This window comes from Maricaulis virginensis (assembly GCF_027922185.1).
Taxonomy (GTDB): Bacteria; Pseudomonadota; Alphaproteobacteria; order Caulobacterales; family Maricaulaceae; genus Maricaulis; species Maricaulis virginensis.
The window spans coordinates 1-20,620 of the sequence record NZ_BSFE01000011.1 but is presented as its reverse complement, the minus strand read 5'-3'; the positions used below and the strand labels follow the sequence as shown (position 1 = coordinate 20,620).

Here is a 20,620-nt window from a genome sequence, read left to right as displayed (position 1 = left end):
CCCGTGGAGGCTACGCTCGCGCGCAAGGCGTATCGCAAGGCACTGAATGACCTTCAGATCGAGCTCGTGAAGGTCCAGCGCCACGTAATCGCTCACGGGCACAAAGTGCTTGTGCTATTCGAAGGCCGGGATGCCTCGGGGAAGGATGGTACGATCAAGCGTGTAAGCGAGCATCTCAGCCCGCGCGATCTCCGGGTCGTCGCGCTGGGAAAGCCGGGCGATGCTGACCAAGCGAGCTGGTATTTCCAGCGCTATGTCGCGCACTTGCCGCAAGACGGCCAGATCGTTCTCTTCAACCGCTCCTGGTACACTCGGGCGGGTGTGGAGCGCGTCATGGGATTCGCGTCGGCCGAAGACGTGGAAAGCTTCTTTCGAGATGTGATGACCTTCGAGAATCTGCTGATTGATGCGGGATTCGCGATCCTCAAGATCTATCTCGATATCTCCCGGGAAGAGCAGGCCAAGCGGCTTGCTCGCCGTGAATCCGATCCCTTGAAAGCCTGGAAATCGAGTCCGATTGACGCGGTCGCATTGGAAAAATGGCAGGACTATACGGAGGCGCGAAACGATATGCTCGAACGCACATCGAGTATTGCCTCGCCCTGGCTTGTCATCAACGCCGATGACAAGCGCTTTGCCAGACTTGAGGCAATCAGGCTGATTCTTTCCGAAATCCCGTGCCCGCTTGTCGATCAGCATCAATATCCGCGCGACCCGTCCCGGACGTTGAAGTTTGATGGCGAAATTTTCAGCAATTCCGACTTGCACGCGTGAGTCGGCAAAAAGGACGTGCAGACGATGAGCACAGAATTGTTGGGCCATGAGCAAAGTCTCGTTCGAGCGAAGGCCGGCGAATACCGAGCGCATGACAAGCGATTTGCGGAGTGGGCTGAAGGATATGGAGTCATCTCGCATGACCCATTGACTCAGTGCCGCGTGTACGAACTAGCCAACGAGTTGGTATCGCTCGGTCAGCTGCCGGATCGCTCTGCTGTACTCGATCTGTTCATCGCAGCAGACCGGGTTGCGAGTGCCGGAATGTGGCTTGTCGTTCACATGACGTATGCGAAGTCCGTGCGGCCGGACGGGCAGCCTTTGCAGCCATCCGACTTCAAGGACAACCCCGAAGGCCACACAGGCGGCGCGTTGAACATGGTGCCAGCGTATACGGGATATCTGCTCGCGAATGCCTTGTCAGGAGAGACTCGCTCCTGGCTGATGGGGCAGGGGCATTGTGTGGCCGCTATAGATGCGCTGAACCTGATCGTTGAGAACCTCTCGGAGCGTCAGGCAGAGCGCTACGGCTGGGATCGGGACAGGCTCTCGCGCTTTGTGTCGGATTTTTATTCATGCCAGATCGATGCCGAAGGGCGCCCTGTCTCCCCATTAGGCAGCCATGTGAATGCCACCACCGCGGGCGGAATGATCGAGGGCGGCTATCTGGGTTTCGCAGAGTTGATGTATCCCCATATGCCGCTTCCCGAGGAGAAGCTGGTCGCCTTCCTGAGCGACGGGGCCTTCGAAGAGCAGAGAGGTTCGGATTGGGCGCCTCGGTGGTGGCGCGCGGAGGATACCGGCCTCGTGTCGCCGATTATGATCGCCAATGGTCGCCGGATCGACCAGCGTTCAAGTATGGCGCAGGACGGCGGTGTAGACTGGTTTCGCAGACATCTCGCGCTGAACGGTTTTGATCCGATTGACCTGGATGGCACGGATCCCGCTTCCATTGCATGGGGCATCTTGCAGATCGAGGCCAGACTTAAGGCCTGTTCTGCCGCGATTCAGCGCGGAGAGATGCAATACCCGGTGAGGCTGCACTACGGAATCGCCGAAACGGTCAAGGGCTTTGGATTTCCAGGGGCCGGCACCAATCGGGCACACAATCTGCCGCTCGAGGGCAGCCCTGCCGAGGATGAGTCCATGCGCGCACTCTTTCAGTCCGGTGCAGAGAAGTTATTTGTCCCTGCCGATCTTCTGCGGCGCAGCGTGATGACCATGAACAACCACGCTGCGACCATCCGGCCCAAGGAGCGTGATCACCCCATGATTGCCCGCGACCCTTGCGACCTGGCGCACCCTGAGCCGGAGTGGTTGGCCGAGGAGGAGGCCGGGTCCCCGATGGCCGCCATCGACCGTTATGTTGCTGCGCTGTTCAGGCAGAATGAAGACGTGCGAATTCGGGTCGGAAACCCCGACGAAATGCGCTCGAACCGAATGAATGAGACGCTCGATCTGCTAAAGCATCGAGTGTGTTCTCCCGAGGAAGGTATCGCTGAAGCGGTTGATGGCCGGGTGATCACGGCGCTTAACGAGGAGGCCGTCGTTTGTGCGGCGCTCGCAAACAAGGCCGGATTGGCCTTGGTCGTTTCCTACGAAGCGTTCGCCGTGAAAATGCTTGGCGCAATCCGGCAGGATTTGATCTTTTCGCGCCACCTGAAGGAGTCCGGCAAGCCTTTGCATTGGACAAGTCTACCTATCATTTCCACCTCTCATGTGTGGGAGAATGGGAAAAACGAACTTTCGCATCAGGATCCGACATTGTGCGAAGCACTGCTCGGGGAGATGTCCGACATGTGCAGGGTCGTCTTTCCAGCTGACGCAAACAGTGCAGCGGGCGTAATCGAGCAGGCTTACAAAAGCCGGGGTGAGATCTGGAACATCATTTGCCCGAAACGAAATATGAGGTCATTTTTCACGCCGCGAGATGCTCGGCGCCTGGCCGAGGACGGAGCGGTCAGGTTGCGTGGCAATGGCGATGAGGCTCTGGTACTTACGGCGATTGGCGGCTACCAGCTTGAACAGGCCTGCCTGGCGTCAGCGCGTCTCGAGGAGTCGGGCCTCTCGAACAGCCTGATCTATATGGCAGAGCCGGGTCGTTTCAGAGCGCCAAGAGATGGTCTGGAGGCCCGGCATTTGGCTCAGCGCCAGCTGGTTGAAGACCTTTTCCCTTCCAACGCGAGGGCTCGGGTTTTTGTAACGCACGGCCGGGCTGAGCCGATAGCCGGTTGTCTTCGGCCCTTGGACACCGGTCCACAACAGACAATTTATCTTGGCTTCAGGAACAGGGGTGGAACGCTCGATGTGCGAGGCATGTTGTATGCGAACAAGCAGAGTTGGGCCCACATTGTCGAGCAGGCCTGCCGGGCCTCGGGCAAGCGGCCAGACACGATTCTGACATCGTCGGAGATGGCTGTTCTGGGGGGCGAAAAAGCGCCGGACGCCGGATTCTGGGCGAGCTTCGAGGGGTAGAGGTCCTTGAGGCGTAATCATCGGGGAGGGGCAAGCAGGAGAACAGCGATGGCCATGAAAAACCTGACCGCCATTATCAGCCCCGAAATGGTTGAGCCGGTAGAAGAACGCCTCCGCCGACTGAATGTCCCGGGGGTCAGCGTCACCCACACCAAGGGATACGGTGCGTACAAGAATTTCTATCAGCGCGACCTCATGACGACCCATGCCCGGCTCCAGCTCTTTCTCTCCGAAGACCGAGTGGCCGAAGTCGTGTCGGCTATCCGCGAGGTGCTGGGCCCAGCTGCAGAGGATGGGGGAATACTTGCGGTCTCACCGGTCGAGGAATTTCACAATCTGTCCAGTTCGATCGCTTGACTGACGGACTCTGTTCGTCGGCTGGAAGTTGACGATCCTGGCAGGGGAGCAATGCCTCGGGCGTCGTCAGTCGCATCGCGCCAGACGCTGGACGGCGCCCCGCGGAATCAGTGGAGAGCACGTCATGGGCTTCTGGAAAAGAGTTATCGAGAGCAGACTCCGGGACACTATTCGTGAAGGCGGACTCGAAATCGTTCTTCCGGGCGGTGAAAACGTTTTCTTGGGACCGGATCGCGATAATGCCCTTCGCGTATCCCTGAAAACGAGCGGCTGGCTCCGCCGTATCCTGTTCGATCCCGACCTGCAGTTCGGTGAGGCGTATGTCGACGAGGGATTGGTGCAGGAGACGGGCGATCTCTATGACCTGCTGGATCTTCTCTGGACGAATGTCCTCGACGCGACCGGTGAGGGAGGGTCACCATGGTCTGTCCTTCGAAAGCTCTCCAGAACTGTCGCTCAGTTCAATCTACAAGAGAGGGCAGCCCGCAATGTTGCGCATCATTATGACATCGGAAACGACCTGTACCGGCTGTTTCTGGACGAGGACATGCAATATTCCTGCGCATACTTCCCGGATGCGGACACGTCGCTGGAGGATGCTCAGCGGCTGAAAAAAGACCACATCGCCAGGAAGCTTTGTCTCAAATCAGGGGAGAAGGTGTTGGACTTGGGATGTGGTTGGGGAGGGCTTGCTCTGCATCTGGCCAAAACGGCAGACATCGACGTTCTCGGAGTGACTCTTTCCCGCGAACAGTTTGGCCTCGCTCAGGAGCGAGCAAGGGCGGCGGGCCTCGACAAGCGCGTGACATTCAGGTTGGAGGATTACCGTAACCTGGACGGGACTTTCGACAAGATAGTCTCTGTTGGCATGTTCGAACACGTCGGCGTACCGCATTATCAAGAGTATTTTGATTGGATAGCGGGCCACCTCGCAGAAACCGGCTCGGCGCTCGTACACACTATTGGCCGAAGGCCTGGTCCCGGGGCGACAAACCCCTGGATCGCCCGGCACATTTTCCCAGGCGGGTACATTCCTGCTCTATCGGAGATCCTGCCTGCAATTGAAAAGTCTGGCCTGGTCTTGCTGGATATCGAAGTGCTGCGTCTGCATTATGCAGAAACGCTGAAGGCGTGGCGCGAAAGGTTCTTGAGCAGGGCGGACGAGGCACGGTCACTGTATGATGATCGCTTCGTGCGGATGTGGGACTTCTATCTCGCCAGTAGTGAGGCATCCTTTCGGCATGGGTTTCACAACGTCTACCAAATCCTGGTCGGCCACAGGCAGGACGCTATTCCACTGACGCGCGATTATATGTACCGGTGATACAGCTGTACGGGCCTGGAACGGTATGTGACCCAGAATTTAAGCGGGATTCGCAAATTCAGCCTGCGATTTCATTACGTGGCGAGCAATGATGCTGTTTTCGTCGCAGCGCACGACATAGACACCGATCCGTGAATTTGTCGACGATATCAGAGGCTCGTGAGCTGTATCGGACAGCTCGACACCCAGGTGATCGAGCTGTCGGCAAATACTTTGTCTTATTGTCGCGCTGCCTTCGCCGATTCCGCCGGTGAAAACGATCGCGTCGAGGCCCCGCATCGATGCGGTCAACCCCGCAATCTTCAGCGCGGCGCGATAGCAAAAATATTCTATCGCTGACTGTGCAACAGGATCATCGGGCGCCTGCACGAGCAAATCAGCCATATCACCCGACGAGCCAGATAGCCCGCAAAGCCCGGACCGTTCGCTCAGCATGGATTGGAGTTCAGCGACGGTCATGCCGGCCTGATCTGCCAGATGAAGCGCGGCGCCAAAGTCGATATCGCCGGACCTGGTCGCCATCGGAATGCCCGATATCGGAGTGAATCCCATCGTGGTCTCCACGCTGTCACCATCCAGAACTGCCGTTGCCGAAGCACCGGAGCCGAGATGGATGACAATCAGGCGCGAAGGGAATCGATCGGCGAAATTGGAGCGCAGCCAATGCACGGAATATTCGCAAGATAATCCGTGAAATCCGAAGCGCCTCACTTGCGGCGAGAGGAATGCGGCTGGCAGACCGGTATTCTGCGCGACGCGTGGCATGCCTTTGTGGAAATGAGTATCGAAGACCGCGTAATGGGGAATTTGGCGCAGGCGAATATTTGCCGCCTCAAGAGCGACGAGGCTCGCCGGCATATGTAGGGGAGCCAGGTTGGCAACGCCCTCGAGTTTCGAACGCTGTTCCGGACCGATATGTACGGGGCCGTCGAACAATCCGCCATCATGGACGAATCTGTGGCCAACTGCCTGCACGCCCTCAAGGCAATGCTCACGGTCCAGAAGATATAGCAGGTGGTGTACAGCCTGCGAGTGCGTTTCGAGTTTGTAGGTCCAGTTCTCCGCCTGGTTCGAGGGGGAGACACGAAGTCGCACGCGCCCGGCTGGCTTGCCGACATTGCTGCAACTCACCTTGGCGTGTTCGGAGAGTGAGCCACGTTCGGCATCATGCACGGCAATCCGAACGCTTGATGATCCGCAATTGATTGACAAGATGCGCATCAGGCACGCTCGTCCGGGCACCGGGACAATTCCGCAATCAAATCATCGCATCCGGCTGCAATCAGCGGGGCCACGACTATTTCATTCGTCGGGTGGCGAATTGTATCGCACGTGATGATGTGTCGGGCACCGGCTTCGTGAAGCGCGATGAACGCGTCATCTGCGAAAATGGCGTGAACGCCGATGCAGATCGGGGACGGCAACCCTGCTTTTTTTAGGTGACCAACTGTTTCGATCATCGTGCGAGCTGTGGATATTATGTCATCGACCAAAATCGGCACCCGATCTTGCCACGCTTCGACCTCAGGTGCAGACACGTCTACGTCCCTGTCGCCATGCCGTACTTTTTTCAAGACCGTGAACGGCACTCCGGCCGATTGGGCTACAGCTTTCACCCATTGTTCGCTTTCGCTGTCCGGACCGATGATCAATCCGCCGGGAACGTGGTCGGCTATCCAGGCAGCTATCGTGTCTGCTGCATGCAGAACACGATTTGGAATATCGTAGACTTCACTCAGGTCATGGTAGCGATGCAGGTGAGGGTCGACCGTTACAAGCCCGTCAAACCATCGGCCGAGACATTGGGAAAAATAAATGGATGATACCGCTTCCCCCGGCTGGAAGCGGTTGTCCTGACGCATGTAAGCCAGGTAAGGCGCAACGAGAATGACGCGCTTCGCTCCAAGCTCCTTTGCCGTTGCGGCAGCAAAGACCAGCCGAAGGAACTTCTGGTCCGGTCGATCGAGGCTGCATACGAGGAGAACAATCCGACCAGCGACGGGAGTGTCAAACCGGAGATAGGTCTCGCCATCCGGAAAGGATTTCGAGAAAAGCGCCCCGCACTCGGCTTGCATGCTCTCGGCAAGACGTCGCGTCATCGGGGCGCTGCCTTCGAGGGCGAACAGGAGCGGTTTCATGGTGCTTCCTCCACGGATATGATTGCCGCCTCGTTCTGTATGTACTCAAGGGCATAGGACAATTCGCCATGAGTCTGGGCGTGGACGGTGAACAAGGGGGCGTTGGCTTCGACAACGCTGCCCAGTGAAACATGCAGATCGATTCCGGCGGCTTTGGATGCCGGCGCTCCTGCCAGCTTGGCAGCCTTCGCCAGTCGCCTGTTATCAATGCTCGCGACCCTGCCCGAGCGATGGGTCTCCACCGGATGTTGATGTGCGGCTATCGGCGGCACGCGCATACCGCCCTGGGCGTCGCAGATTGACTGAAATGCGCGCCAGGCCAGGCCGGAGGCTATGATGTCGGCGGCCATTCCGACTCCCTCTCCGGCCCGTGCGGCGTTGCCCAATTCGAGCAGTTCGCCTGCGAGGCGGATCGCTCGGGTCTCGAGATCTGACGCCCTGTCGGATGAGCCCGTCAGAACGGCAAGCACATCACGAGCCTCGAGGGCGGGACCGATTCCGCGTCCCACCGGCTGTGACCCGTCGGTTTGTATGACCCGGAGGTTTAGACCCAGCTCGTTGCTGACCTGTTTGAAGAGACTCCCGAGCCGGTCTGCAGCAACCTTCGACCGCACTTTCGCTGTTGTGCCAACTGGCATATCGATAACGAGGTGCGACGAACCAGCTGCTACTTTCTTGGAGAGAACGGAGGCGACGAGTTGCCCATCGCTGTCGATGTCGAGCGCGCGTTCGATACGGATTAAAACATCATCCACAGGGCTCAGTGCGACAGCGCCGCCCCAGACGATGCACCCCCCCACGCTCTCTACGACGCGCCGCATCGCGGCGAGGCTCAGTTCAACCGGCGCGAGTGTTTCCATGGTGTCTGCCGTGCCGGCCGGCGAGGTGATTGCCCGGGAAGATGTTTTGGGCATGGTAAGGCCGGCTGCAACGCAGATCGCCACAACAATTGGCGTGGTCCGGTTTCCGGGCAGGCCACCCACGCAGTGCTTGTCGATAATCGGCGTGCGGCTCCAGTCGAGGCTTTTACCGATTTTCACCATGGCCCGTGTGAGCGCGAGGACTTCGCTCGCGTCCTGACTGTGAGCCGCTGATGCGGTCAGGAAGGCAGATAGATGGATGTCGGAGAATTTGCCAAGCGAGACGTCGCTGATGATCGAGTCCAGGGCCTTCTGGTCGAGGACTTTTCCGTATATTTTCGACCTGACGGCGCTGAGTGAATTCAGAGGCGCCGGGTGGGCGAGCTCTACCTGTGCGCCGTCCTGGAGGCCCAGTTTTAACCAAGCTGTTTCGGACAATCCGATATCGCCGGGCGCCAGCAGGTCCGATGTGACCAGATTAAGCGTGGCGATAAGGACCTTGTTTCCGGGCGCGGTCACTTTGATCCGGGCATGGCTTGTGAAGCCTTCGGCTCGGCAGATATGGCAATCTGACCGCATGTAGATGATTGCATGATCGAGAGTATCGATCCCCAGTCGCCGCGCTCGAAGCGTGCTCTGGCTCGGGAATGATGAACTGTCTGGGGTCGACGTGTTGGGCCGCTGCGTCACGTTAGGCTCACTTCCTCTCCTAGGCTGGGAATGACGCAATTCCAGCCCAATTCGGTCGAGAGGCGAGCCTGCAAGGCAGCGCTCGCATTCGGCTCACCATGGACGATGAAGGTTCTTCGTGGCGGCGCGCGAAAGTTGCGAAGCCAGGCAAGTATCTCGTCCGCATCCGCGTGAGCAGAAAGGGCGTCGATGTTGTGAACGCTGGCGCGGATAGGGACATTCTGTCCGTGAATCTTGACGCTAATTGCACCGTCCACGATTGATCGGCCGCGCGTGCCAGCTGCCTGAAAGCCAGTGAACAAGATTGCGTTGCGAGGGTCGGACGCAAAGTTCTTGATGTGGTGAACGACCCGTCCTCCGGTTGCCATGCCGCTCGCCGAGATGATGATTTTCGGCACGCGGTTTGTTGTGAGGGCCTTTGAATCCTCGGTTGTTCTCACATAGGTAGCAATCCCGCATGCGTCCCGGCATTCTCTGTCACTCAAACGGTGCGCGTCGAGATGTTTGCAGAAGAGTTCACTGGCATTGATCGCCATCGGGCTGTCCAGGAATATGGGCAGATCCGGAATGGCGCCGCGGCGTTTCAACTTTTCAATATGATGTAACAGTGATTGCGTGCGACCGACTGCAAATGCGGGCACGATGATGGTTCCGCCACGCGCCGCGGTTTCGCAGATGACCGCGGCCAGCTCGACTTCGATGTCGACGTGCTGATGTTTGCGGTCACCGTAGGTGGATTCGATTATCAGGTAGTCAGCATGATCGATCAAGGTCGGCGATAGCATCGTGTCACTTTGAAGCCGACCGAGATCGCCTGAGAAGACGATGCGCTGCTTGTTCGGCAAGCCGAGCTCGATGATTGATGCGCCGAGAATGTGGCCGGCCGGCAGGAAGCGGGCTGTGAGCCCGGTTTCAAGGGTTGTTTGTTTGGCGAAGGAGATACTCCGGAAGAGCTTGAGCGCGTCTACCGCATCCTTTCGCGTGTATAGGGGTTCGGCGGGGCTGTGCCGCGAAAAACCGTGGCGGTTTGCGAAATCGGCGTCTTTTTCTTGTAGATAGCCGCTGTCGGGGAGCAGGATTTTACACAAGTCGACGGTCGCGTCGGTGGCGTAGACCGGCCCTCGATAACCACTCTTGGCGAGTACGGGAATATAACCGGAGTGATCGATATGAGCATGGGTAAGCAACACGCCCGTGAGATCGGCCACGTCGAATTCCAATCCGGACCAGTTCTTTTCTCTCATGGCTTTCAGGCCCTGGAACAATCCGCAATCGACCAACCAGGAACTTGGCCCGGTGTTCAGCAGAAATTTGGAGCCTGTGACAGTTCCGGCGGCTCCGAGGAATCGAAGAGTCATGTCCATTTGTGCGCTCCAGCTGCCCTGACCAGTTCAGTGCCGGACAAGGTTTCCTTCTCAAGCAGGATGTCGGCGACCTCATCCAGCGTTTTTCGGTGAGAAGTGAGGATTTGCGTGGCCTGTTGAAAGGCCCTGTCGATCTGTGTTGCCACGGCATTGTCGATCTTTTCGGCGGTCGCCTCGCTGTACATGTGCGAGGCAGATTCCGCACGTGGCCCCAGGAAGAGCTGATCGTCGGATTCCAGCGCCACCTGGCCCAGATCGGCTATCATGCCATAACGAGTAGCCATGCCGCGCGCGATCTGGGTTGCCTTCTGCAGATCGTCAGCGGCTCCTGTCGATACTTCGTCGAAAACAAGCTGTTCAGCTGCCCGACCGCCGAGGAGAACGGCCATTTTGGTTTCAAGTTCTGCGCGGGACATCAAAAAACGGTCTTCTATGGGCCTTTGGATCGTATAGCCGAGCGCTCCTATGCCTCGAGGGATGATAGAGACCTTCTGTACGGGATCGGCGTTTTCCAGAGCCATCGCGACGAAGGCATGACCCAATTCGTGGTAGGCGACCGTACGGCGCTCAGCGGGGTTGAGCAGGCGGTTCTTTTTTTCGAGCCCTGCAATGATCCGCTCGATCGCGGCCACGAAGTCGATGAGGCTGACTGCCGAGGCGTTCCGCCGAGTGGCGAGCAACGCCGCCTCGTTGACGAGGTTTGCGAGGTCAGCCCCACTAAAACCTGGAGTCAGAGCAGCTATTTCCTCGAGGTCGGTGTCCGCTTCGACGTGGATCCGCCGGGCATGAACGTGAAGGATCGCGACGCGGCCCGTCTTGTCGGGGCGGTCCACGAGGACCTGACGATCAAATCGACCGGCCCGCAATAATGCCGGATCGAGGACTTCGGGTCGGTTTGTCGCGGCCAGCAGTACCAGGCCGTGGCTGGGGTCGAAACCATCGAGTTCCGACAACAATTGATTGAGCGTTTGCTCCTTCTCGTCGTGACCTCCGAATCCGGGGTACGCACCACGCGCTCGACCAAGCGCATCCAACTCATCGATAAAAATGATCGCAGGCGCCTTCTCGCGCGCCTTCTCGAAGAGATCGCGCACGCGAGCTGCCCCGACCCCGACGAACATCTCCACGAACTCGGAGCCATTGATCGAGAAGAACGGTACATCCGCCTCACCAGCCATCGCCCTGGCGAACAGGGTTTTTCCGGTGCCGGGTGGACCGACCAACAGGATTCCCTTGGGCATGCGCGCGCCCAGCCGGCCATAGCCTTGGGGGTCTTTGAGGAAATCTACGATTTCCTTTAGTTCTGCCTTGGCTTCTTCAACGCCCGCGACATCCGCAAACGTAACCCGTGTATCAGTCTCGACATACACTTTTGCATTGGACTGTCCGATCGACAGGGCATTTCCGCCAATCCCACCCTGATTGGCCATGCGTCGGATGAAAAACATCCATACGGCCAGAAACAGAATCATAGGCAAAAACCAGGAGAGCAGGGCGGCGGCGAGACCGTTCTGCGCTCGGGCGGAATAGGTGACATCATACTGTGAAAGCGTTTCCGCCAGTGCCGGATCGACAACTGTAGCCACGATGTGTTGAGGGGCATCGCCCGAAGAGCCAGCACGCGTGCCCCGGATGGTTTGTCCGCTGATCTCGACGTCGGATAATTCTCCAGACTCAAGCGCTGCGATGAACTCGCTGTAGGGGACGGCCTGCTGATGACTGGACTGCGAGATCCAGGTCTGGAGCATCAGGACGGTGAAAATAGCGAACACCACATACCAGGTGTGAAAGGATATGCGTCGGTCCATTCGTCTCTCCTGCAATCTGCTTACGCGCGAACCTGCGCCATCCCTCGCGACGGTTCAGCGAGCAAAGCCGGACTTGGTCGACGGGGCTGTGAGGGATGGAACGCCACCGAGCGTAATCAAGGCAAATCCATCGAGTCTCGAGGTTGCTGAATGACCGTTCGACCCCCTGATGCATCTCACCGCTTGTTTTGGACTGTTTTCGGCTTGTTCGCTGTGATCGCGGGCGGTTTGCTCTTGCTGGAGCATCGCGCCCACCTCACGGGGGACTGGTTCGTGATCGGATTGCTCCTCGCTTGTGTGTTCGGGCACGGACTCATGCACGGCCAGCATCGACACTGAAGAGCGGAGCCCAGTCATGCAGCCTGCCGATTATGGTCTTTGGACGCTGGTCGTATTGAACTCGGTCGTGTTCATCTTGTTTGCCGCGAGTTTCTCGCGCCCGCGTTCCTGGAGAGACTGGCGGTCATTCGGTGCGTTCAGTGCGTTCCTGGTTGCCCTGTTCACGGAGATGTACGGATTTCCGCTGACACTTTACCTTCTTTCCGGCTGGCTGCAGACCCGCTATCCGGACATTGATTGGTTCAGCCACGACTCGGGGCATCTGCTCGAGATGCTGTTTGGCTGGCAGGGAAATCCACACTTCGGCCCCTTCCATATTCTCAGCGCACTCTTGATCGGTGGCGGGTTCTGGCTGGTGGCGGCCTCTTGGCGTGTCCTGTACGCGGCTCAATCATCCGGTCAGCTCGCCGTAAGCGGACCTTATGCCAGAATTCGTCATCCGCAATACGTCGGCTTCATCCTGATACTGACAGGGTTCCTCTTCCAGTGGCCAACCTTGCTGACTCTGGTCATGTATCCGATCCTGATTGTGATGTACGTCCGCCTCGCACTGGTTGAGGAGCGCGAGGCACGCGAGATGTTTGGGCCGCGGTTCGACGATTATTCGGCCCAAGTGCCACGGTTCTTGCCCTTCATGGCAGGAAGGGCAACTCGGACATGAATCCGGAAGGCAGGCGATACCTGGTCGTGCTCACCGGCGAGCGCGAGCGGCCGCATTTTCATCTCTTCCTCAAACGACAAAACCCAGAGATTATCGTCACTTTCTGCGAGTCGCTGGAGCAATTGGAAGCGGCTGTTCTTCGGCGGAACGGGGCGGTCAGAATTCTTGCCTTCCTGACGGACTTGATTGTCCCCGGTTGGTTGCTCGGGAAGCTGGCGAAAACCCCCTACAACATCCACCCGGGCCCTCCCGGATATCCCGGCTCTCACCCGGAGAGTTTTGCTCTTTGGAATGGAGAGAGAACCTATGGCGTCACCGCGCATGAGATGACGACCCGCGTCGATGAGGGGCCGATCGTTCATGTTGATCGATTCGATATCCCGGAGGAGGCTCGGCGCAGTGAGCTTGCAGATCTCACCTATCAACACGCGGTGAATTTGTTTGCGCGCATCGGGGCGCATTGCGCGAGCAGTGATGCGGACCTGCCAAGGGTGAACATCGACTGGACGGGCAGCAAGCGAACGAAAGCCGACTTCTCGAGATTGTGCCGGCCGCCTGCCGGGTTATTGCCAGCAGATTACCGGTGTCTTCAGCGGGCTTGTGGAGCCGACTACGAACCGCCAGCGTTGTGCGACATCGGTGAGCGGAACCTTGGGCCTTCGCGGGCCAATCCATACATTATTCTGAGGGGTGCGGCGGTTTGACGCGTAAAACCTCCACATAAATCTTGCCGGGAGTTCGTCGCGTGCTAGTTCGAAACGCTTTTATGTTATTGACCGTATTGGTCATTATGGGCCTGGGCAGTGCCGAGGGGCTGGCTCACCCACCTCAAGAACACGAGCCTGAAACCGAAGCGCAATCCACCGAATCGCCGACGGCCACGAGTACCGCGCGCGACCATCATGATGAGCCTGGCGCGCTACCGCATGATCATGACGATTCCGCATTGCCTTCTAGCAGTGCGGACGCTGGGGGGCACGACCACCACCAGACGGTTGAGGGCGAGCGCCCGACATCGCAGGCCGACGAAACATCTCCCGCTCACGATCACGCTCACCAGGGCGGTGCAGTTGATCCGTGCGGAGGTGGTGATGATCATCACGCGGGCCCGGAGGGGGCGTCCGGCGGCCATGCGCATTGGGGCGATCATGGCCCGAGGAACGCTTTCGAACGCGCCTTGGCGGCGCTTGGCGTCTTTCATGCCGTGGCGGTTCACTTTCCGATTGCGCTGATCCTCGCGGCGGCGCTGGCGCAGGTATTGAACCTTATCCGGGGCAAGGATGCCTACGCGGATATCGTGCGTTTCCTGGTCTGGACCGGAGCTCTCGGCGGCGTGGCGGCCGGATTCTTTGGTTGGGCTCATGCCGGGCCGATGGCGAGCGCCGAGGCCGGGGTCATGCTCACTCACCGCTGGCTAGGTACGGGTTTGACGTTCGGCTTGTGGCTGGTGGTTGCAGCCGAGGAGTGGCGACGCCGAAACCCGGGCGCACTATCCGCGACAACGCTCAATGTCAGCCTGTTTGGTGCCGCTGCCCTCATCGCCCTGAACGGGTTTCTAGGCGGCTCCCTCGCCCATGGCGGGATGCGCCATTTGTTCGGGGGCTAAGCAGTGAAGGCCTACCCTCAAAACCTGCCCAGCTTGACTCGCCTGCGGTTCTTCGCGGCGTTGTGGGTGGTGTTTTACCACTGGCGGGAGCCGTGGAGTGTCGATTTTGATGCGGCCTCCCTGCTTCTCGCCATGGGACGGTTCGGTGTCGATCTGTTTTTCATTCTTTCCGGCTTCGTGCTCACGCATGTCTACATTGCGGCGCGCGAGCAAGGGCGTTTTCAATTCGGGCGGTTCATCATCGCGCGCTTCGCCCGAATCTATCCACTGCACATAGCGACCATCGCGCTCCTCGGCGTGATCGGCTTTGGCGCTGTGCAACTGGGCGTGCCGTTCGAGCCCGATCGTTTTCCGCTCCAGGATCTGCCTGCGCATCTCCTGATGATTCATGCATGGGGGTTCGCGCCGAATTTCGGATGGAATGGGCCCTCCTGGTCAATCAGCGCGGAATGGTTCGCCTATCTCGCCTTTCCCGCGTACATGATGGCGGCGATTGCATTGAGGCATCGCCCTTTGGCATTGCTCGCTATCGCTACGGCGCTTTTCTTCGCGCTGGACCTCGTCCATGCGCGCTTGTTCGGGGAAACCCTGCCGATGGCCACCGAGCGTTTTGGTGTGCTTCGCATTATCCCGGAATTCCTGATCGGCGTAGCACTGTATCGATTGGGGCAAGTCTATTGCCTGCCAAGGCGAGCTGCCCAGATCGCGTTTGGCGCGACTTTGGCGGCCTACTTGCTGTTTGCTCACCTTGCGGTCGACGATCGCTTGCTCGCTCTTATGGGGGCACCGCTTATCTTTTTGCTCGCTGAGACCGATCGCCATTCCGCGAAGCGGGAGCACAATGGCCTGTTTGTCTACCTGGGTGATGTCTCCTACGCGATCTACATGATCCATGTTCCCTTCTTCATGGTCGCCTTCAACTTCCTTCAGGACGTTGCCGGAGTGATCGACGAATCGATGAGCTCCGGATTGTTTCTGCTCCTGCTCGTTCTGATGATCGGAGCATCCTGTCTGACCTACGAAATGTTGGAGAAGCCGTCCCGATCGGGCATTCGAAAAATGGGCGACAGGCTTCTTCAATCCCTACAAAACACCCGCGTAAAGGAAACTGATCGATGAAACCCACTTTTGCAGCCGGTCTCGCAATTACGACGAGCTTGATTCTGACAGGCCCGGCTTTTTCGAACGAAGAAGCCTCGATTACTGACGTGCTCGAGGGTTATTCGGGTGGATTAGCTGAGGAAAACGTATCCGTCGCCGAGACCTTCGTGCTTCAGGACGGCGATGATTTCACGATATTCGAGGGATCGGGAAAGGATATCGGGTGGGCGAATTATCGAGACCATCACCTTGCCCCCGAGTTCGCAGCCGAGCATGTGACGTTCCACGTCTATGACTGGTCCAACTATACCGTCGAGGTGGATCAAGGGCTTGCGTTCGCAACATTTGACATTCGCATGGAGTATGAAGTGCGGGGCGAAGCGCGCGAGCGAGACGCGCACGGTACGGCGATTTTGGTGCATACGGAGAACGGGTGGAAAATTCGGCACCTGCACACATCGTAAGGGGGTGAAGGAGAAATATGATGGAAGATAAAGAGCTGGATGCACTGATTGCATCAGTATTGAAGTCGCGTCCGCTGAAGGACACGCGGGATTTTCGGGATGCCGTGTGGGCAAAGATCGAACGCCAGCAGAGCTGGCCGGATCGCTGTCGCGAAGCCTTGCGACCATTCTTGCCCGCTCTGTCATTTCGCGCGGCACCAGCGGCGCTGTCACTCGTAATCGGCGGGCTTTCCGGAGCTGCGATGGCGCAGTCGACAGAGCAGGATGACCTGGCGGTTTTTGATGTCGGATCCGTGTATGCGATGTTGAGCCTTGTGGCGTCCGAGAAGGAGACGCATTGATGCTTCGACCCGGAATTTTCGCGTCGGTGCTCGGCGTGCTCGGCGGGTTTTTGGGTGTGTGGCTCGGAATATTCGTGTTCGAGGGCGAGCATGCTTCTTCCACCAACCTCCACTCGATTGTCCATGATGAGCTTCGTCTGTCTGATGAACAGGAAGACGCGATAGCGCAGCTGGAATCCGAATTTGCCACTGTGCGCGCCGACTATGAAGCCGATATGGAGGCGGCACGGCAACGCATCGGAACGGCTCTCCTCAGAGATCATGAGCTATCTGCAGATGTCTCGACGGCGGCTCAGGAGTTTCATGCCGCCATGGGAGGGCTGCAGCTTGAAACGCTTAATCACATTCTCGCAATGCGTGCCGAACTGGACCCGGAACAGGCGCGCGCGTTCGATTTGAGGTTGGCGCAGGAATTTGATGCCGCGAGCCAGTAGATTGTCCGAGAGTGAGAAGGAAGACTCGCTGCTCGCGATTGACGCCCGCAATGGTAGTCAGTCGGCATTCAACAGGCTGATGGACAAGCACTATCCGGCGGTTATGCGATATCTCTCCGGGCATGTGCAGGACATCGATCAGGCGTATGATATCGCGCAGGATACTTTTGTGGCGGTGTTCAGAAATCTCGACCGATACGATCCGCAGCGACCGCTCCTCGCCTGGGTTTTTGTGATCGCCCGGAACAAGGCCCGCGATCATCATCGCCGTCGCAAGGCCCTGAGGTGGGTGGGTCTGGACGGAGAACGAGACGACTTTGTCTCGGACGCGCCCAACCCGGAGGAGATTGCGTCGAGCGCAAGCAATCTCGAACGTGCCCAGGGTCTTCTAGAGGCCTTGCCGGAAGGCCTGAGAACGCCGCTCCTGCTGTCGGTGACTGACGATCTCTCATTGGTACAAATCGGTGACATAATGGGGCTCTCCGCCAAAGCGGTGGAGGTTCGCATATATCGCGCGCGGAAATTTCTGAAAGAACAGTATTCGGAATGAGGGATGTCTGCGTCGATCGCGTAATCACATCGACACAGAGGTTTGCGCCGTGGAGAGCGTGCGACTTGTCCCCGCCACAGGCTGATTCAGCCCAACTCTGCCTCGGCGCAAACGCCGGTCGCATATCAATCGGCCAAGGAGTAGTTCTTTGATTTCAAGGCGATCATTCATGGCGGCGTCGGCCGCGCTTGGTGGGGCGGCGAGTGCCGGACTTCTGCCAGCTTGGGCGCAGTCCGCAGGCGCAACAAATCTGAACGGCATTCGCCCCCTTTCCGGGGACGTTTTCGACCTGACCATCGGTAGGTCGACCGCCGTGATTGATGGGCAAGTGGGTGGCGCGATTACCATCAACGATCAGCTACCCGCGCCGCTGCTTCGCTGGCGCGAGGGCGACGAGGTCACCCTGCGTGTTCACAACACGCTGGACGAGGATACGTCCATTCACTGGCATGGACTGCTTTTGCCGTTCCAGATGGATGGCGTGCCGGGCGTGACCTTTCCTGGAATTCGACCTGGCGAGACATTCACCTACCGTTTTCCGATCCGGCAGGCGGGTACGTACTGGTACCACAGCCACTCTGGCCTGCAGGAGCAGATGGGTCATTACGGGCCGATCATCATCGAGCCGGCCGGGGCCGATCCGGTCGCCTATGATCGTGAATACGTCGTGGTGCTTTCCGACTACACATTCGAGGGCCCGCACAGGGTCTTCGAGAAGCTCATGAAAGTGAGCGATACATATAATTTCCAGCAAAGAACCCTGTCAGACTTTGTCGAGGCCTCGCGGCAAAACGGGCTGCTCGCCGCTTTGCGTGACCGATCGATGTGGGGTCAAATGCGGATGAGCCCGACGGATATCTCCGACGTTACCGCCGCGACCTTGGAATATCTCGTGAACGGCCACGGTCCGCAGGACAATTGGACTGGCCTGTTTTCACCGGGAGAACGGGTGCGATTGCGGTTTATCAATGCCTCGGCAATGACGATCTTCAATGTCCGGTTTCCGGATTTGCCGATGACGATTGTTCAATCGGATGGTCTGAACGTCCAACCCGTTGAGACGGATGAGTTCCAGATCGGTGTCGCCGAAACCTATGACGTCATTGTTCAGCCGCGAGAGGGTCGCGCGTACACGATGATGTGCGAATCCATCGATCGCAGCGGCTTCGCCCGAGCAACCTTGTCACCGCGTATTGGAATGACCGCACCGGTGCCGCCTCTGCGCCCTCGTCCCACCCTGACCATGCAGGACATGGGAATGGACCATGGAGCGATGGGGCATGCGGGGCATACCTCCCAATCCATGGATCATTCGGCCATGGGTCATGCCCCGATGGCATCGCAAGCCAGCCCGTCTGCTCACGGTGAGCATGGTGGCCACAATTCTGCGGGCAATGAAGGGCACACGATGATGAATTCGCCCGAAACGGGCGGTCCGCAACGGCACGATCACCCGGGTGGGCCCGGGGTGGCAAACATGGCGATGCAACCGACATCCCGCCTCCACGAGCCCGGCGCCGGCCTGGCGGATGTCGGCCACCGGGTTCTGGTCTACACGGATCTCAAGAGTCTCGATCGAAACCCGGATACTCGGCCGCCCGGTCGAGAGGTGGAGGTGCACCTCACATCGAACATGGAGCGCTACATGTGGTCCTTTGACGGGCGTCGCTGGAGCGAGGTCGTTGATCCGATCCAGTTCCGCCAGGGGGAGCGCGTGCGGCTGACTATGGTCAACGACACGATGATGCCTCACCCCATTCACCTGCACGGCATGTTCTTTGATGTCGTGAATGGCGAAAGCGACCACAAACCCCGCAAGCACACAATCACGGTAAAGCCCGGCGAAAAGCTTTCAGTGGACGTCACACCGGAAGATGTGGGTGATTGGGCCTTTCATTGTCACCTTCTCTACCACATGCACGCCGGAATGTTCCAAGTCGTGTCGGTCATGCCCGGTGAGGCGCATCATCAGATGCATCGTCATCAAGACCACAATCAACCTGACGGGTCGCGAGAGGCGGGCGGACGACACGAACAGCATGGCGCGCATCGCCAACACGGAGACCATCAATGAGAAATCTCTTCTCAGTGGCGATCGCTGGTGGTCTCATGATCGCGGCAGCGACAGCAGCATCGGCGCAAGATCAGGCAGACGCATACTACCCACCAGAAGAAATGGAGGCCGCGAGAGAGGCGCTGCGGGAAGGCGCTGGCGGCCAGAAGCTCTTTTTCTTCCAGGCGGATCGTTTTGAATATCAGGCCCGTCGTGATGATGAGGAGCTGGCCCTTTGGGATGTAAATGCCTGGTATGGCGGTCGTGTGAATCGCCTCTGGGTGAAAAGCGAAGCGGAGTTCGAGCTGGAAGCAGGTGCGTTCGAGGAAGCCAACCTCCAACTGCTCTACAGCCGCGCGATAACACCCTATTTCGATCTGCAGGCGGGGGTGCGACAGGATTTCGAGCCGAATCCGATGCGGACGTATGCGGTAATCGGAGTTCAGGGCTTGGCCCCCTATTGGTTCGAAGTGGATGGAGCGTTTTTCCTCAGTGACCAAGGGGAGCTGACCGGGCAGTTCGAAGCCGAGTATGAGCTCCTGCTCACTCAGCGCCTCATCCTGCAGCCAAGAGCCGAGCTGACTTGGTCCGCCGAAGACATTCCAGAACTTGAAACGGGCAGCGGGTTGACTTCGACAGCACTCGGATTGCGCTTGCGCTACGAGATTTTGCGCGAGTTTGCGCCCTATGTGGGGGTAGAATGGTCCCGGACTTTCGGGGGCACGGAAGACTACGCCCGCGCAGCCGGCGCCCGAACTCAGGATACGGCGGTGGTCGCCGGGATCCGCATCTGGTTTTGATAGAGGCTCACCACAGAACGGGTGACCCAGGGAGAGTAAGATGAAGAAGATGATGCTTGCCGGTTTGAGCGCAGCGGGCCTGGTAATGTCGGCAGGGCCGGTATTCGCGCAGGACCATAACCATTCCGGTCACGACCATGGTGCAGCGTCCGAGGCGCCCACGATGGAGGAATGCCGGGCCATGCATGAGGAAATGATGAGCGAGGGCGTTGAACATCACGATGCGGCCGCTCGTCAGGCCATGATGGAAAACATGGACGAGCAGGCTCGCACCCGCATGCAGCAATGCCACGACATGATGCAATCCATGCATGGTGACGGGCATCATGATGACGCGTCCGCGCAGGAACACGGCCATCACAACGACAACGGCGGACACCGCCACTAGGACACAGACTCATAATTTCTGAGCCATATCTGGATAGCGGCGAGTTTGACGAGGGCAAGGTAGTTATCGGCGTGTTTTTCGTAGCGCGTTGCG

At 58.5% G+C, this 20,620-nt stretch carries 21 protein-coding genes; 16 read left to right on the top strand and 5 right to left on the bottom strand.

The features are described 5' to 3' along the window. Window positions 1-3: 3 nt before the first annotated feature. From ppk2 to PKE71_RS15080, 4 genes are all read left to right on the top strand, one after another. Window positions 4-774, top strand: coding sequence for a polyphosphate kinase 2 (ppk2, locus tag PKE71_RS15095; RefSeq protein WP_271187829.1), 771 nt, complete (start codon window positions 4-6; stop codon window positions 772-774). A gap of 24 nt (window positions 775-798) precedes the next feature. Further along, on the top strand, window positions 799-3,249 hold the full coding sequence (locus tag PKE71_RS15090; protein ID WP_271187828.1) for a phosphoketolase family protein: 2,451 nt from the start codon (window positions 799-801) through the stop codon (window positions 3,247-3,249). A 48-nt stretch (window positions 3,250-3,297) separates the two neighbouring features. Next, window positions 3,298-3,606, top strand: coding sequence for a P-II family nitrogen regulator (locus PKE71_RS15085; protein WP_271187827.1), 309 nt, complete (start codon window positions 3,298-3,300; stop codon window positions 3,604-3,606). Between the two features lie 124 nt (window positions 3,607-3,730). Continuing rightward, window positions 3,731-4,930, top strand: a complete 1,200-nt coding sequence (locus tag PKE71_RS15080; protein ID WP_271187826.1) for an SAM-dependent methyltransferase — start codon at window positions 3,731-3,733, stop codon at window positions 4,928-4,930. A 39-nt stretch (window positions 4,931-4,969) separates the two neighbouring features. On the opposite strand, the gene PKE71_RS15075 is transcribed toward PKE71_RS15080, so the two are convergent. From PKE71_RS15075 to ftsH, 5 genes are read right to left on the bottom strand one after another with little or no spacing between them, the layout of a single operon-like run. Beyond that, on the bottom strand, window positions 4,970-6,151 hold the full coding sequence (locus PKE71_RS15075; protein WP_271187825.1) for an acetate/propionate family kinase: 1,182 nt from the start codon (window positions 6,149-6,151) through the stop codon (window positions 4,970-4,972). Further along, window positions 6,151-7,068: a ribose-phosphate pyrophosphokinase gene (locus PKE71_RS15070; RefSeq protein ID WP_271187824.1), complete on the bottom strand. Its 918-nt coding sequence runs from the start codon at window positions 7,066-7,068 to the stop codon at window positions 6,151-6,153. The genes PKE71_RS15075 and PKE71_RS15070 overlap by 1 nt, the downstream gene beginning before the upstream one ends. Further along, a complete protein-coding gene (locus PKE71_RS15065; RefSeq protein WP_271187823.1) occupies window positions 7,065-8,618 on the bottom strand; it encodes a thymidine phosphorylase family protein in 1,554 nt (517 codons plus the stop codon). Before PKE71_RS15065 ends, PKE71_RS15070 begins: the two co-directional genes overlap by 4 nt. Next, window positions 8,615-9,976: an MBL fold metallo-hydrolase RNA specificity domain-containing protein gene (locus PKE71_RS15060; RefSeq protein ID WP_373878823.1), complete on the bottom strand. Its 1,362-nt coding sequence runs from the start codon at window positions 9,974-9,976 to the stop codon at window positions 8,615-8,617. The genes PKE71_RS15065 and PKE71_RS15060 overlap by 4 nt, the downstream gene beginning before the upstream one ends. Then, window positions 9,973-11,790, bottom strand: coding sequence for an ATP-dependent zinc metalloprotease FtsH (ftsH, locus tag PKE71_RS15055; protein WP_271187821.1), 1,818 nt, complete (start codon window positions 11,788-11,790; stop codon window positions 9,973-9,975). Before ftsH ends, PKE71_RS15060 begins: the two co-directional genes overlap by 4 nt. A 150-nt stretch (window positions 11,791-11,940) precedes the next feature. On the opposite strand from ftsH, the gene PKE71_RS17655 reads away from it, so the two are divergent. The 12 genes from PKE71_RS17655 to PKE71_RS15000 all read left to right on the top strand — a co-directional run bounded on the left by PKE71_RS17655 (window position 11,941) and on the right by PKE71_RS15000 (window position 20,527). Then, the gene (locus PKE71_RS17655) at window positions 11,941-12,129 is read left to right on the top strand and encodes a DUF2933 domain-containing protein (RefSeq protein ID WP_370372758.1); all 189 of its coding nucleotides are present in this window, start codon (window positions 11,941-11,943) and stop codon (window positions 12,127-12,129) included. 16 nt (window positions 12,130-12,145) lie between these two features. Continuing rightward, entirely contained in the window at window positions 12,146-12,790 is a 645-nt protein-coding gene (locus PKE71_RS15050; protein WP_271187820.1) for a methyltransferase family protein, read from the top strand. After that, window positions 12,787-13,494 (top strand): formyltransferase family protein, encoded by a 708-nt coding sequence (locus PKE71_RS15045; protein WP_271187819.1) that lies wholly within the window; start codon window positions 12,787-12,789, stop codon window positions 13,492-13,494. The genes PKE71_RS15050 and PKE71_RS15045 overlap by 4 nt, the downstream gene beginning before the upstream one ends. Window positions 13,495-13,556: 62 nt before the next feature. Then, window positions 13,557-14,396, top strand: a complete 840-nt coding sequence (locus PKE71_RS15040; RefSeq protein WP_271187818.1) for a DUF2231 domain-containing protein — start codon at window positions 13,557-13,559, stop codon at window positions 14,394-14,396. Between the two features lie 3 nt (window positions 14,397-14,399). Then, window positions 14,400-15,515, top strand: a complete 1,116-nt coding sequence (locus PKE71_RS15035) for an acyltransferase family protein (RefSeq protein ID WP_271187817.1) — start codon at window positions 14,400-14,402, stop codon at window positions 15,513-15,515. Next, window positions 15,512-15,961: a nuclear transport factor 2 family protein gene (locus tag PKE71_RS15030; protein WP_271187816.1), complete on the top strand. Its 450-nt coding sequence runs from the start codon at window positions 15,512-15,514 to the stop codon at window positions 15,959-15,961. The genes PKE71_RS15035 and PKE71_RS15030 overlap by 4 nt, the downstream gene beginning before the upstream one ends. Before the next feature lie 20 nt (window positions 15,962-15,981). After that, window positions 15,982-16,302 carry a hypothetical protein gene (locus PKE71_RS15025; protein WP_271187815.1) on the top strand — a complete coding sequence of 107 codons (321 nt, stop codon included), beginning with the start codon at window positions 15,982-15,984 and terminating at the stop codon, window positions 16,300-16,302. Continuing rightward, window positions 16,302-16,736, top strand: a complete 435-nt coding sequence (locus PKE71_RS15020) for a periplasmic heavy metal sensor (RefSeq protein ID WP_271187814.1) — start codon at window positions 16,302-16,304, stop codon at window positions 16,734-16,736. The genes PKE71_RS15025 and PKE71_RS15020 overlap by 1 nt, the downstream gene beginning before the upstream one ends. Window position 16,737: 1 nt before the next feature. After that, on the top strand, window positions 16,738-17,286 hold the full coding sequence (locus tag PKE71_RS15015) for an RNA polymerase sigma factor (protein WP_271187813.1): 549 nt from the start codon (window positions 16,738-16,740) through the stop codon (window positions 17,284-17,286). Window positions 17,287-17,455: 169 nt separating this feature from the next. Beyond that, window positions 17,456-19,360 carry a copper resistance system multicopper oxidase gene (locus PKE71_RS15010; RefSeq protein WP_370372754.1) on the top strand — a complete coding sequence of 635 codons (1,905 nt, stop codon included), beginning with the start codon at window positions 17,456-17,458 and terminating at the stop codon, window positions 19,358-19,360. Then, complete coding sequence (locus PKE71_RS15005; RefSeq protein WP_271187811.1) at window positions 19,357-20,139, top strand: copper resistance protein B; 783 nt, start codon at window positions 19,357-19,359, stop codon at window positions 20,137-20,139. Before PKE71_RS15010 ends, PKE71_RS15005 begins: the two co-directional genes overlap by 4 nt. 40 nt (window positions 20,140-20,179) lie before the next feature. Beyond that, on the top strand, window positions 20,180-20,527 hold the full coding sequence (locus PKE71_RS15000; protein ID WP_271187810.1) for a hypothetical protein: 348 nt from the start codon (window positions 20,180-20,182) through the stop codon (window positions 20,525-20,527). Window positions 20,528-20,620 lie beyond the last annotated feature (93 nt).